General features: G+C 59.9%; 11 protein-coding genes. 10 read left to right on the top strand and 1 reads right to left on the bottom strand.

The window, feature by feature from the left end:
* Positions 1-221: 221 nt before the first annotated feature.
* Positions 222-1,133: a LysR family transcriptional regulator gene (locus tag AC1DHT_RS20590; RefSeq protein WP_477761444.1), complete on the bottom strand. Its 912-nt coding sequence runs from the start codon at positions 1,131-1,133 to the stop codon at positions 222-224.
* Positions 1,134-1,563: 430 nt separating this feature from the next.
* Here AC1DHT_RS20590 and amaB point away from each other — a divergent pair, with 430 nt between their 5' ends.
* From amaB to AC1DHT_RS20540, 10 genes are all read left to right on the top strand, one after another.
* Entirely contained in the window at positions 1,564-3,054 is a 1,491-nt protein-coding gene (amaB, locus tag AC1DHT_RS20585) for an L-piperidine-6-carboxylate dehydrogenase (RefSeq protein ID WP_427538257.1), read from the top strand.
* Positions 3,055-3,230: 176 nt separating this feature from the next.
* Complete coding sequence (gene amaA, locus AC1DHT_RS20580) at positions 3,231-4,514, top strand: L-pipecolate oxidase (protein ID WP_054595383.1); 1,284 nt, start codon at positions 3,231-3,233, stop codon at positions 4,512-4,514.
* A 364-nt stretch (positions 4,515-4,878) separates the two neighbouring features.
* The gene (locus tag AC1DHT_RS20575; protein WP_103316283.1) at positions 4,879-6,012 is read left to right on the top strand and encodes a branched-chain amino acid ABC transporter substrate-binding protein; all 1,134 of its coding nucleotides are present in this window, start codon (positions 4,879-4,881) and stop codon (positions 6,010-6,012) included.
* Between the two features lie 185 nt (positions 6,013-6,197).
* On the top strand, positions 6,198-7,112 hold the full coding sequence (locus tag AC1DHT_RS20570) for an ABC transporter permease subunit (protein ID WP_054598222.1): 915 nt from the start codon (positions 6,198-6,200) through the stop codon (positions 7,110-7,112).
* Positions 7,113-7,114: 2 nt separating this feature from the next.
* Positions 7,115-8,413 carry a high-affinity branched-chain amino acid ABC transporter permease LivM gene (gene livM, locus AC1DHT_RS20565; protein WP_427538254.1) on the top strand — a complete coding sequence of 433 codons (1,299 nt, stop codon included), beginning with the start codon at positions 7,115-7,117 and terminating at the stop codon, positions 8,411-8,413.
* Positions 8,410-9,285, top strand: coding sequence for an ABC transporter ATP-binding protein (locus AC1DHT_RS20560; RefSeq protein WP_054595386.1), 876 nt, complete (start codon positions 8,410-8,412; stop codon positions 9,283-9,285). Before livM ends, AC1DHT_RS20560 begins: the two co-directional genes overlap by 4 nt.
* Positions 9,282-9,998 carry an ABC transporter ATP-binding protein gene (locus tag AC1DHT_RS20555; protein WP_054595387.1) on the top strand — a complete coding sequence of 239 codons (717 nt, stop codon included), beginning with the start codon at positions 9,282-9,284 and terminating at the stop codon, positions 9,996-9,998. Before AC1DHT_RS20560 ends, AC1DHT_RS20555 begins: the two co-directional genes overlap by 4 nt.
* An 847-nt stretch (positions 9,999-10,845) precedes the next feature.
* On the top strand, positions 10,846-11,880 hold the full coding sequence (hflK, locus tag AC1DHT_RS20550) for an FtsH protease activity modulator HflK (RefSeq protein ID WP_427538251.1): 1,035 nt from the start codon (positions 10,846-10,848) through the stop codon (positions 11,878-11,880).
* Positions 11,877-12,758 carry a protease modulator HflC gene (hflC, locus tag AC1DHT_RS20545; RefSeq protein ID WP_427529564.1) on the top strand — a complete coding sequence of 294 codons (882 nt, stop codon included), beginning with the start codon at positions 11,877-11,879 and terminating at the stop codon, positions 12,756-12,758. Before hflK ends, hflC begins: the two co-directional genes overlap by 4 nt.
* Positions 12,759-12,853: 95 nt before the next feature.
* Entirely contained in the window at positions 12,854-14,077 is a 1,224-nt protein-coding gene (locus tag AC1DHT_RS20540; protein ID WP_427538248.1) for a YjbE family putative metal transport protein, read from the top strand.
* The last annotated feature ends 30 nt before the right edge of the window (positions 14,078-14,107 follow it).

The raw sequence follows: 14,107 nt of genomic DNA, 5'->3' as shown, positions 1-14,107 counted from the left end.
ATCTCCAGGCTGGCCGCCGCTGAGGGCAGCGACGTTTCAGCTGTTTCAATGAATGGGACTAGTGGCGCATATCGGCGGTAAGGATTGCCAGCGATTTTTTGGATTGTGCAGATCCTTGTGGGAGCGAGCCTGCTCGCGATAGCAATGAGTCAGCCACCTGACATGTTGGCTGTGCTGGCGTAATCGCGAGCAGGCTCGCTCCCACAAGTGTTGCGTGCGTCTTAGAGCCCTGGTTGGTCGCAGCTATCGATCTGCTCCAGCATCCAGGCGACAAAATCGCGCACCTTGGGCACTTCCGCCGAATGTTCGGGGTAGGCCAGGTAATAGGCGTCGCTGCTGGGCATTGCGTGTGGYCAGGGGATGACCAGTTTACCGTCGGCCAATTCCTCTTCCACCAGAAACCGTGGCAACAGGGCAACGCCGCAGCCGACCTGCGCGGCGCGAATGCACATATAAAAGGTTTCGAAGCGCGGCCCGTGATAGCTGTGCTCGGTCTGGTAACCCTGGCTGTCGAACCAGTCGTGCCAGGCCTGGGGCCGCGAGGCGCTTTGCAGCAGCACCAGATCGCTGAGTTGCGTCGGGTCAGTGAAGGGCTGCTCCGGCAGGCTGCCCGGTGCGCAGACCGGCACCAGCTCTTCGCCGAACAGCTTCAGGCACTCGGTGCCGGGCCGCGAACCCTGGCCGAAATAGAACGCCAGGTCGCTGCGCCCTTGCAGCAAGTCGTCGGCTTCGTGTTCGTTGCACAGGTCCAGATGAATATGCGGATGCCGCAGGCGCCAGCCTTTCAGGCGTGGCACCAGCCAACGAGCGCCGAAGGTTGAAGGCGTGGACACGCGCAGTACTTCGGTCTCACCACCGTAGGAACGCAGGTAGTGGGTCGACATCTCGACTTGCGAGAGAATTTTTCGCACTTCAACCAGGTACAAATCCCCGGCCGGAGTCATTTGCAGGCGTCGACGTACCCGACGGAACAGCAGGTGCTGCAACAGCTCTTCGAGTTGCGCGACCTGTTTGCTCACGGCGCTCTGGGTCAGGTTCAGCTCTTCGGCGGCGCGGGTGAAGCTCAGGTGACGAGTAACCGCCTCGAAACACTGCAACGCAGTAATCGACGGCAAGTGGCGTTTATTCAGCATGGGAGGGCCCTTGTTCTTGTTGCAACGCTTTGCATGAATAAACGGAATGATATCTCGCTTAATCGTCGTTTGTTGGCAAGTCTCGGGGCGGCTACAACTATAGGCCTGAAGCCCCTAGGGTCTGTTGACGCTTGGTGACGACCGCGACGGATGCCCATTTGGCGCAGGGCAAGGCGCGAGGAGCGCAGTTTGGTTGTTCCAAATAAGTTCCGAGTAACGCAGCCCTGCGCCAAATGGGCCCCGTCCCTTCGGGTTGCGCGCCAACGTGTGCGAGGCTGCGTTGCGGGATTAGCCAAGGGAACAACCATTGGCGGCATCCCGCGCCTTGCCTCGCACACGTTGGCATCGCAACGCGGTTCGTCACCAAGCGTCAACAGACCCTAGTCAGTGGGCTGTGAATTTTCTGCTTTTCACGTTGAAGGAGTGACCCATGGTTGCCGCATTGCTTGATCGTTTGGGGGTGAACCCGGCCCTGTACCAGTACGGCAAACAGCCCGTGCATTCACCGATCGACGGCAGCCAGATTGCCTCGGTGAACTGGGAAGGCGCTGCTGAAGTCGAGCAGCAGGTCAGTCGCGCAGAGCATGCGTTCGACCTGTGGCGCAAGGTTCCGGCGCCGCGTCGTGGTGAACTGGTGCGCCAGTTCGGCGAAGTGCTGCGCGAGTACAAGGCTGATCTGGGCGAGCTGGTGTCCTGGGAAGCCGGCAAGATCACTCAGGAAGGCCTGGGTGAAGTTCAGGAAATGATCGACATCTGCGACTTCGCCGTCGGCCTGTCGCGCCAGCTCTACGGTTTGACCATCGCCTCTGAGCGTCCGGGCCACCACATGCGTGAGTCCTGGCATCCGTTGGGCGTGGTCGGGGTGATCAGCGCGTTCAACTTCCCGGTCGCGGTCTGGGCCTGGAACACCACGCTGGCGCTGGTCTGCGGCAACTCGGTGATCTGGAAGCCGTCGGAGAAAACCCCGCTCACCGCACTGGCCTGCCAGGCGCTGTTCGAGCGCGTCTTGAAGAATTTCAGCGATGCGCCGGAGTACCTGAGCCAGGTGATCATTGGCGGCCGCGATGCCGGTGAAGCGCTGGTGGACGACCCGCGTGTGGCCTTGATCAGCGCCACCGGCAGCACCCGCATGGGCCGTGAAGTGGCACCGAAAATCGCCGCACGCTTTGCTCGCAGCATTCTGGAGCTGGGCGGCAACAACGCGATGATCCTCGGCCCAAGCGCGGACCTCGACATGGCCGTGCGAGCGATCCTGTTCAGTGCAGTCGGCACCGCCGGTCAGCGTTGCACCACCCTGCGTCGCCTGATTGCCCACGAGTCGGTCAAGGAAGAGATCGTCACCCGCCTCAAGGCGGCGTATTCCAAAGTGCGCATCGGCCATCCGCTGGAAGGCAATCTGGTTGGCCCGCTGATCGACAAGCACAGCTTTGACAATATGCAGGACGCGCTGGAGCAAGCCTTGAGCGAAGGCGGTCGGGTGTTTGGCGGCAAGCGTCAGCTCGAAGACAAATTTCCGAATGCCTACTACGTTTCGCCGGCCATCGTCGAAATGCCGGAGCAGAGCGACGTGGTGCGCAGCGAAACCTTCGCGCCGATTCTGTACGTGGTTGGCTACAAGGACTTCGCCGAAGCGCTGCGCCTGAACAACGCGGTGCCACAAGGCCTGTCGTCGTGCATCTTTACCACTGACGTGCGTGAGGCCGAGCAATTCATGTCGGCGGTGGGCAGCGACTGCGGCATCGCCAACGTCAACATCGGCCCGAGTGGCGCGGAAATCGGCGGCGCCTTTGGCGGTGAGAAAGAAACCGGCGGCGGTCGCGAGTCCGGCTCCGATGCATGGCGCGGCTACATGCGTCGCCAGACCAACACCGTCAACTACTCGCTGGAGTTGCCGCTGGCCCAGGGGATTACCTTCGACTAAACACATCTCTTGAACTCATGAAAATCCCATGTGGGAGCGAGCCTGCTCGCGATAGCGGTCTGTCAGTCACATCAATGCTGGATGTACGGCCGTCATCGTCGGAGCGCCGCCCGGAGCCGGCTCGCTCCCACATTGGGAATGTGTGTGGTGGTTAGGTTTCTGATCGGAGTCTGGCGATGCCGTTACGCGAAGAATGCTTATGGGAAAAACTGACGCCGCAACGGCCTGACCGGGCGGCGCTCAAGGGCGAGGTGACGGCGGACGTCTGCGTGATCGGCGCCGGTTTTACTGGTTTATCGGCGGCGGTGCATTTGCTGGAGCAAGGCAAAAGCGTCTGCGTGCTCGAGGCCAAGCGCTGCGGGCAGGGCGGTTCGGGGCGCAACGTCGGGTTGGTGAATGCCGGGATGTGGATTCCCCCGGACGAGATTGAAGCCGGGTTCGGCGAAGCGATCGGCAGCCAGCTCAATCGCATGCTCGGCGCGGCACCTGCTTTGGTGTTCAGCCTGATCGACAAATACAACATCGATTGCCAGTTGCGTCGCGAAGGTACGCTGCACATGGCGCACAACGCCCGTGGCGAAGCCGATCTGCGCAGTCGTGAAGAACAATGGAAGCGCCGCGGCGCGCCCGTGGAGTTGTTGACCGGTGCGGCGTGCGAGCAGGCCACCGGCACCAAAAAAATCGCCGCCGCGTTGCTCGACCGTCGCGCCGGCACGCTCAATCCGATGGCCTACACCAGCGGTCTGGCCAAGGCTGCCGCGGATCTGGGTGGTCAGCTGTTCGATCATTCAGCAGTGACCCGACTCGAACGGCAGGGCCAGCGCTGGTCGGTGCAAACCGACGCCGGTTCGGTCATGGCCGAGCAGGTGGTGATCGCCTCCAACGCCTACACCGAAGGCGACTGGACGGAACTGCGGCGCAATTTCTTCCCCGGTTATTACTATCAGGTGGCTTCCGCGCCGCTGACTGAAGAAGCCGCGCAACTGATCCTGCCCGGTGGCCAGGGTTCCTGGGACACCCGTCAGGTGCTCAGCAGCATCCGTCGCGACAAAGACGGCCGGTTGTTGCTCGGCAGCCTGGGCAACGGCAATCAGAAACCCACCTGGTTCCTCAAGGCCTGGGCCGACCGGGTTCAGCAGCATTATTTCCCTTACCTCAAACCGGTGGACTGGGAATGTACCTGGACCGGTTGCATCGCTTTTACCCCCGATCACTTGATGCGCTTGTTCGAGCCGGCACCCGGTCTGGTGGCCGTGACCGGTTACAACGGCCGTGGCGTGACCACGGGCACGGTAGTCGGTAAAGCCTTCGCCGATTATTTGTGTAACGGAAATCCTCAGGCGCTACCGATTCCCTTCGCACCCATGCAGCCACTGGCCGGGGTGGGCCTGCGCAGTTGTCTGTACGAGGCCGGTTTTTCGCTCTATCACGCGGGCCAGTGCCTGCGGATTGTCATCTGAGCGAGGAAATATGTTGCGCGAAGCGGCGCTTTTTGGCGCAGCGACTAGCCTGTAATGGTGCGGGTTTGTAGCAGTTGCGCACCAGCAGTGTGCAGTTCGGTGACGCATGCTGTTACAGGCTGGTTGCACGTCGTTTGGCGCTGCGGTTGCAATGATGGCGCACCAGGGTTGCGCCTCAAAAATAAAATGGTTTCACCTGCCGCGGTTTAGACGGTTGCACGCCCAATGAAAAAGGGCCCGAAACAGTCGAAATAACAATAAAGCAGCGACTTTTTGAAGAATAAAAAACCGATGGCACGGCCCTTGCTCTGAGCAATCAGTGAAGTCGCAGTGCCAACTAAAAAAAACCTTGGAGCACCACCTCATGTCCCAGACGTTTTACAAGAAAGGCTTTGTAGCTCTCGCAGTGGCGGCTGCGTTGGGTGTTTCTTCGTTTGTTCAGGCGGATGTCAAACTTGGTGTGGCAGGTCCGATGACCGGCCCTAGCGCTTCCTTCGGCTTGCAATACATGAAAGGCGCGCAAGCGGCGGCGGATGCAATCAACGCCAAGGGCGGCATCAACGGCGAAAAAATCGTACTGGTCCAGGGCGATGACGCCTGCGAACCGAAACAGGCTGTGGCGGTTGCGAACAAAATGGTCCAGGACAAGGTGATCGGCGTGGTCGGGCACTTCTGCTCGTCGTCGACCATCCCGGCTTCCGAGGTCTATTCCGACGCCGGCATCATCGCAATCACCCCGGGCTCTACCAACCCGACGGTCACCGAGCGCGGCCTGCCTGCCATGATGCGTATGTGCGGACGTGACGACCAGCAAGGTATCGTCGCGGGCAACTACATCGTCGACGTCCTGAAAGGCAAGAAAGTTGCCGTCATCAACGACAAAGACACCTACGGTAAAGGCCTGGCGGACGCAACGGCCAAGCAGTTGACCGCGCGTGGCGTGAAACCTGTTCTTGAAGAAGGCCTGACCCGCGGCGAGAAAGATTTCAGTGCCCTGATCACCAAGGTCCGTTCGGTAGGGGCTGATGTCCTTTACTTCGGCGGCCTGCACCCTGAAGCCGGTCCACTGGTCCATCAACTGCGTGAGCAAGGCCTGAAAGACGTCAAGTTCATGTCCGATGACGGCATCGTCACCGACGAAATGGTCACGACTGCCGGTGGTGCTCCTTACGTCGACGGCGTGTACATGACCTTCGGCGCTGACCCTCGCCTGATTCCGGACAGCAAGGCTGTCGTGGATACCTTCCGCAAATCCGGTTACGAGCCTGAAGGCTACACCCTGTACGCCTACGCCTCGGTGCAAGCCCTGGCTGCCGGCTTCAACGGTGCCAAGTCGAACAAAGGTGAAGAAGCCGCCAAATGGCTCAAGGCGCACCCGGTGGAAACCGTGATGGGCAAGAAGGAATGGGATAGCAAGGGCGACCTGAAAATCTCCGACTACGTGGTTTACCAGTGGGATGCCGCAGGCAAATACCACCAGCTGGACAAACAGAAGTGAGATAAGCGCACCGCCAGGCCTGGGCCTCTCGATATCCTTCGTGGGGCCCGGCTTGAGTCATGGGTTCTGCAGTCATGCCGACCCGGTATTTTTCTTCTGAGCCACATGAACCTGGTCAGGTGCGCCTCACAAGGGCTCATCGACACCGGGTTCGCGGTGGCCTCTCGAGTTAGTGAGAGTGCATGATGGACGGTATTTTCCTGCAACAAGTTATCAACGGTTTGACCCTCGGATCGGTCTACGGCCTGATCGCCATCGGCTACACAATGGTCTACGGCATCATCGGCATGATCAACTTCGCCCACGGCGAGGTGTACATGATTTCCGCGTACCTGGCGGCAATCAGCCTGGCTCTGTTGTCCTACTTCGGTGTCGAATCCTTTCCGCTGTTGATCCTGGGTACTCTGCTGTTCACGGTCTTTGTGACCGGTGTGTATGGCTGGGTCATCGAACGCATCGCTTATAAACCGCTACGCAACTCCACCCGACTGGCACCGCTGATCAGTGCTATCGGTGTTTCCCTGATCCTGCAGAACTACGCACAGATCGCTCAGGGCTCACGGCAACAGGGTATTCCTACGCTGCTGAGCGGTGGGCTGAGATTCGATATCGGTACCGGTTTCGTGCAGATCACCTACACCAAGATCTTCATTCTGGTCGCCGCGTTTATCGGGATGGCCCTGCTGACCTACATCATCAAGTACACCAAGTTGGGGCGCATGTGCCGTGCCACCCAACAAGACCGCAAGATGGCCTCGATCCTGGGGATAAACACCGACCGGGTGATCTCCTACGTGTTCATTATCGGTGCGGCCATGGCTGCGCTGGCGGGTGTATTGATCACGGTGAACTACGGCACCTTCGATTTCTACGCAGGCTTCGTGATCGGCATCAAGGCGTTCACCGCTGCGGTACTCGGCGGGATTGGCTCGCTGCCTGGCGCCATGCTCGGCGGGATCATCCTCGGCGTTTCCGAGTCGCTGTTTTCCGGCGTGATCAACTCTGACTACAAGGACGTCTTCAGCTTCTCGCTGCTGGTACTGATCCTGATTTTCCGTCCTCAAGGCCTGTTGGGTCGCCCACTTGTGGCGAAGGTGTAAGCATGTCCGACACTAATAACAAACCTATCGATGTCAAAAGAAGCCTGATCGACACGGTTCTGGCCGGGTTGATTGCCCTGATTGTCTTCGGCCCGATCGTGGGCGTAGTGCTTGAAGGCTATAGCTACAATCTGCAGCCGACGCGTGTGGCCTGGATGGTCGGGGCGGTGATGATCGGGCGTCTTGCCTTGAGCCTGTTCATGCAGACGGCCAAGGGTGAGAAGGTTCAGCAACGCTTCGAAATCGTCGGCTCCGGCGTGCATGTGCTGGCACCTGATTTCAAGTCTCGGCTGCGCTTCATCATCCCGGCATTGATCGTGATCGCTATCGTGTTCCCGGTCTTCGCCGACAAGTACCTGCTGACGGTGGTGATCCTGGGCTTGATCTACGTGTTGCTGGGCCTTGGCCTGAACATCGTGGTCGGCCTGGCAGGTCTGCTCGACCTGGGTTATGTGGCGTTCTACGCCATCGGTGCGTATGGCCTGGCACTGGGTTATCACTACCTTGGCCTGGGCTTCTGGACCGTGTTGCCGCTGTCGGCACTCATGGCGGCGCTGGCCGGATGCATACTCGGCTTTCCGGTGTTGCGCATGCACGGTGACTACCTGGCCATCGTGACCCTGGGCTTCGGTGAAATCATTCGCCTGATACTGACCAACTGGCTGTCCTTCACGGGCGGGCCTAACGGCATGCCGGTGCCATCACCGTCGTTTTTCGGTATCGAGTTCACGCGTGTGGCGAAGGATGGCGGGATACCCTTCCATGAGTTCTTCGGGACCGAATACAACCCGAACATCAAGTTCATGTTCATCTATGCCGTGTTGTTCCTCGTGGTGATGCTGGTGCTGTACATCAAGCATCGCCTGACCCGAATGCCGGTCGGGCGTGCCTGGGAGGCCTTGCGCGAAGATGAAATCGCCTGCCGCGCCATGGGCCTCAACCACGTACTGGTCAAGCTGTCGGCCTTTACCCTGGGGGCTTCCACAGCCGGTCTGGCAGGTGTGTTTTTTGCCAGCTACCAAGGCTTCGTCAACCCGACCTCGTTCACCTTTTTCGAGTCGGCGTTGATCCTCGCCATCGTCGTTCTCGGTGGCATGGGCTCGACTGTCGGCGTGGTAATCGCCGCGTTCGTGCTGACCGTCGCCCCGGAACTGCTGCGCGGCTTCGCTGAATACCGCGTGTTGCTGTTCGGCATTCTCATGGTGTTGATGATGATCTGGAAACCGCGCGGCCTGATTCGTATCAGCCGTACCGGCGTGACCCCGCGTAAGGGTGCCTTGACTGAGAGGAGCGCGTCATGAGCGATGAATTCATTCTCTCGGTAGAGAACCTGATGATGCACTTCGGCGGCATCAAGGCCCTGAGCGACGTCAGCCTGAAGGTCAAGCGTAACTCGATCTTCGCGTTGATCGGCCCCAACGGAGCGGGCAAGACCACGGTGTTCAACTGCCTGACCGGTTTCTACAAAGCCTCTGGCGGGCATATCGAACTGAACACCCGTGGCGTGAAAACCAACGTCATCAAGATGCTCGGGGAGCCGTTCAAAGCGACCGATTTCGTGTCGCCCAAACGCTTCGTCAACCGGCTGCATTACAAGATGTTCGGCGGCACGCACCTGATCAACCGCGCTGGCCTGGCGCGGACTTTCCAGAACATTCGCCTGTTCAGGGAAATGTCGGTGATCGAGAACCTGCTGGTGGCCCAGCACATGTGGGTCAACCGTAATCTGGTGTCCGGCATTCTCAACACCAAAGGCTACCGCAAGGCCGAAAGCGATGCCCTGGACCATGCCTTCTACTGGCTGGAAGTGGTCGATCTGGTGGACTGCGCCAACCGCCTGGCCGGTGAGCTGTCCTACGGTCAGCAACGCCGACTGGAAATTGCCCGGGCCATGTGCACCCGGCCCAAGATCATCTGCCTGGACGAACCGGCGGCGGGCCTCAACCCGCAGGAAACCGAGGCGCTCAGCGCGATGATCCGGCATCTGCGCGACGACCACGACATTACGGTGGTGCTGATTGAACACGACATGGGCATGGTAATGAGCATTTCCGACCACATCGTGGTGCTGGACCACGGCAACGTGATCGCCGAGGGTAACCCGCAAGCGATCCGCAACGACCCGAAAGTGATTGCCGCCTACCTGGGTGCTGATGAAGAGGAGCTGGTATGACTCAACCGATCCTCGAACTGAAAGCGATCGACGTGTTCTATGGGCCGATCCAGGCCCTGAAAAAGGTCTCGCTGCACATCAACGAAGGCGAAACCGTCAGCCTGATCGGCTCCAACGGCGCCGGTAAATCGACATTGCTGATGTCGATCTTCGGTCAGCCGCGGGCGGCCGGTGGGCAGATCGTCTATCGCGGCGTGGACATCACCCACAAGTCGTCCCACTACATCGCCTCCAACGGCATTGCACAGTCGCCGGAAGGGCGGCGGGTATTCCCTGACATGACCGTCGAGGAAAACCTGCTGATGGGCACGATCCCGATTGGCGACCAGTACGCTACCGAGGACATGCAGCGCATGTTCGAGCTGTTTCCACGGCTCAAGGAGCGGCGCAATCAGCGGGCGATGACCATGTCCGGTGGCGAGCAGCAAATGCTCGCCATTGCCCGGGCCTTGATGAGCCGGCCCAAATTGCTGTTGCTCGACGAGCCGAGCCTGGGGTTGGCACCGATTGTGGTGAAACAGATCTTCGCCACCCTGCGCGAACTGGCGGGCACCGGCATGACCATCTTCCTGGTCGAGCAGAACGCCAACCACGCGCTCAAGCTGTCCGACCGGGCCTACGTGATGGTCAACGGTGAAATCCGCCTGAGCGGCACCGGCAAGGAGCTGCTGGTGAACGAAGAGGTGCGTAACGCCTACCTCGGCGGTCACTGAGTTATCGCTGTTATGCACAAACCCCGGCGCGCAATCGCCGGGGTTTTTTATATCCCCCAAACACCCCTTATCCCCTGTGGGAGCGAGCCTGCTCGCGATAGCGGTAGGTCAATCACCTTGATGCCGGCTGTGCCACCGCTATCGCGAGCAGGCTCGCTCCCACAAGTGTCGGTGGTGTTCTATCGGGAATTGTGGAAAACAATATTCGCAACCTGTTAAAGCGCGACATAAAGCCGCTGCAAATAGCTGTTTTTCCACAGTTTTGACTTGTCCCCGTTTGCTGTGGAACTGGCTGTGGGTAACATGGGAGCAACTGCCTGAAGGCCTTTAGCGGCGTGGCTTGCAGGGTTGTGGTTGTTTTTTGATCAGGCATTTTTCAGCGGTCTTGAGTAAGCCTTGTCAACCTTTTTGTTAGCGGTGCCCAACGGTTGGAAAGTCGTTGCACAGCCTGTGGATAAGTCTGTGGTTAAACTCTGGAAAGACTTGGCAAAGGGCCGTAATGACTGGCGTGTAGCTATCGTCTTGGTGACTGCTCGGTCGCACTGACCGATGCTGGCTACACTTGTCAGTGCCCAGGTCAAGCAAAAAACTTTCAAATCTACCCGCAAAGCCTTGTAGATCGCGCGTCTCAAGATTTGCACTTGCCCCCAAAGACTGTGGACGGGGCTGTGGATAAGGTGCGCGCAGTTGGCTGCGGGCCAGAGCGGCCAAGGCTTGGCAGCAGTTGAGCGTTTTTTGTACAGTGAACATGACAGGATATTCATTTTCGCGGTTTTGGGTTCAGGTACTCTGCGCGCCTTGGCGCCCCCGAATGGGCGCTCGTCATTTGACGACATGGAGCCATTGCATGACCGATAGTCCCGTCTTTGCTCCTGTCGAGCCCGTCAGCCCAATGCGTCGGCTGCTCAAGCGATTGGGTTACGACCTGGCCGTGATGGATCTCGGCGGACGGGGACTGGCACTGATCGGCGGGCTGGTTTTGCTGGCCTGGATCAGCTCCGGCATCTACAAGGTTCAGCCCGATGAACAGGGCATTGTGCTGCGCTTCGGGCGTTGGCAGCAGACCGCCGAATCCGGGCTGCATTATCACTTGCCCTATCCTGTCGAAACCGTCCTGCTACCCAAGATCACTCAGGTCAATCAGCTGCAACTGGGCTCCAGTACCAGTGTGCAGAGCGCTGCGAGCAATGGCGCGCGCGACAAGCAGATGCTCACCGGTGACGAAAATATCGTCGAAGCCGATTGCACGGTGTTCTGGCGGATCAAGGACGCGCGACTCTACCTGTTCAAAATCAGCGACCCGGAGCGCTCGGTGAAGCTCGCGGCCGAAAGCGCGCTGCGCGAAGTGATTGGGCGTACGCCGATTCAGTCGGTGATGTCCGACAAGCGTGCGCAGATCGCCGATGAAACCCGCGACTTGCTGCAGCAGTTGCTGGACCGCGAACAGGCCGGGATTCTCGTCACTCAGGTGCAATTGCAACGGGTCGATCCGCCGCCACAGGTGATCGATGCGTTCAACGATGTGCAGCGGGCCCGCGCCGACCAGGAGCGCGCCCGCAACGAAGCCGAAGCCTATGCCAATGACGTGATTCCCCGTGCCCGTGGCGACGCGGCGCGTATCACCCAGGAAGCCGAGGCTTATCAGGCGCAAGTCGGCAACCTGGCCGAGGGCGAGGCCAAGCGGTTTCTCTCGGTTTACAACAGCTACGTGCAATCCAAAGACGTCACCGCCTGGCGCCTGTACATGGAGAGCATGGATGAAGTCCTGAAAAAGGCTTCCAAAGTCATCATCGATTCTTCCGGCAAGGGTATGTCCGGGGTGGTGCCGTACATGCCGCTGAGCGAGCCTGGCAAACCGCAGCAAAAGGACGCCCGACCATGAACCGCACCGTCAAAGGGTTGGCCGCAGCCAGCGTCGCGATAGCGCTTTGGGCATTGGCGGCGTCGGCCTATGTCGTCGATGAATCACAGCAGGCACTGATCATCCGCTTTGGTGCGCCGATGGGCGTTGCCGGGGAGCCGGGGCTCAAGTTCAAGGTGCCGTTCAGCGATTCCATCGTGTTTTACGACAGCCGTCTGCAAACCCTGGCATCACCGGCCGAACAAGTGATTCTCGGCGATCAGAAGCGGATCGAGGTCGAGACCTATACGCGTTTTCGCATTAGCGACCCGCTGCGGTTTTATCAGGCCGTCGGGACCCTGGACCAAGCCAATGCCCAGCTGACGCAAATGGTCAGTTCTTCGTTGCGCCGTGAGTTGGGCGAGGTATCGCTGCGCTCGCTGTTGTCGCCGGCCCGTCAGCAGGAAGTTGCGATCATTGAGAAAGACGTGGCCGACAAGGCCCGCGCACTCGGTATCGAGGTGACGGAAGTGCGTTTGCACCGCGCCGATTTACCGCTGGAGGCCAGTCAGGCGATTTACGACCGGATGAAATCCGAGCGCCAGCGCGAAGCCAAGGAGCTGCGCGCGCAGGGCTTTGAATGGGCCCAGCAAATCCAGGCCAAGGCCGACCGTGATCGCACGGTGTTGCTCTCGGCAGTCCAGCGCCAGTCGGCAATCACCCATGGCGAGGCCGATGCGGCGGCCAACCAGATTCTTTCGGCGGCGTTCAGCAAAGACCCGGAATTCTACAAGTTGTACCGCTCGTTACAGACCTACCGTCAGGCGCTGTCTGACAGTCAGCCGATGCTGGTACTCACGCCCGACGCGGAATTTCTCAAGCAGTTCCGGAACGGGCCGGCAACGACCAGCGGCAAGTAGCAACGGCCATGAGTGATCTGTGTGCAGGGCACCGGTCTGAGCCGTTCGCTGGGATGATGTTCCGATGACGCCGTCTTTTGCCAGGAAACCGCTCGATGTTATTTGATGGTGCGCTGCATGCGCTGAGCATGGTCTTTGAGGTGTTCCTGCTGGACTTGATCCTGTCGGGCGACAACGCGTTGGTGATTGCCCTGGCCTGTCGCGGGCTGCCGCCGGAACAGCTGCGTCGGGCCGTATTGATCGGCACCAGCGGCGCCATCGTCCTGCGGGCGTTATTGACCACGCTGGCCGGCTGGTTACTGCTGGTGCCGTGGCTCAAGCTGATCGGCGCGTTGCTGTTGCTGGTGATCGCCATACGGCTGCTGACCGAGGAAGAGGCAGGCGAAGAGGGCGATTCGTCAGATGGCTCGCCGCAGACGCTGGGTGGCGCAGTGGTCACGGTGCTGACTGCCGACCTGATCATGAGCATGGACAACGTGGTCGGGCTGGCGGCGGTGGCCCAGGGCAGTGTCTTTTATCTGGTGCTGGGACTGCTGTTGAGCGTGCCGCTGCTGATGTTCGGCAGCCTGCAGATTACCCGGCTGTTACAGCGTCAGCCGGTGCTGGTGTCAATTGGCGCCGCACTGCTGGGCTATGTCGCGGGGGACATTGCGGTCTCTGATCCGGTGGTCGTGGGCTGGGTCAATAGCCAGTCGCCTGCGCTCAATCAAGTGGTGCCCCTGTTGTGTGCGGTGTATGTGGTTCTTCAGGCCCGGATCATTCTTCGGCAACGTGCGCGGTTGCCCAAACCTGCGCTCATGCAGCCGGTTGCGCGGGCGGTCAGGTTTCAGGAACTGGTCAGCGAACCGGTTACGTTGCCAGTGGTGAACCCCGAGGTCGTCCTGACTGCATCGCCAGCACCTGCGATCGAAGCGTCCAGTGAGCAGCCGCCGCGTCGCCTGTTTGGCAATTACAACGGGCTGGTGACGGTGTTGGCGGGGCTTGCCGGTATTTTCGTGATCAGCGCTGCGTTGTATAGCCTGGTGAGTGGATTGTCCGGTGGCCTGCTGCCCACGCCGCAAAAGGAGTATGCGTATGTCTGCACCGGGGCGAGCACCACCCTTTACTATCGACCCGGCGGCAGCACGATCCGGCTCGTCACGGGCGGCGGTGAAGCCAGCGGTTACGTGAGGTACAAGACCATTCTCTGGCAGACCCCGCAGAGCGCCCTCAAGGACTTGCACCTGACGCTCCCCGGCGAGATCGAGAAAACCAGCGCCACGGTCGTCACCCTCAATGGCGGCAGCTTCTCGCAGATCCAGTGCGCGCGCAGCCTGTGACGTGAGCACCAATGACCCGGTTGCCGCTGC

It is taken from the genome of Pseudomonas sp. 05N432 (genome assembly GCF_056396945.1).
Note: the sequence above shows the minus strand (reverse complement) of the source record. Positions and strands in the feature narration are given on the sequence as shown.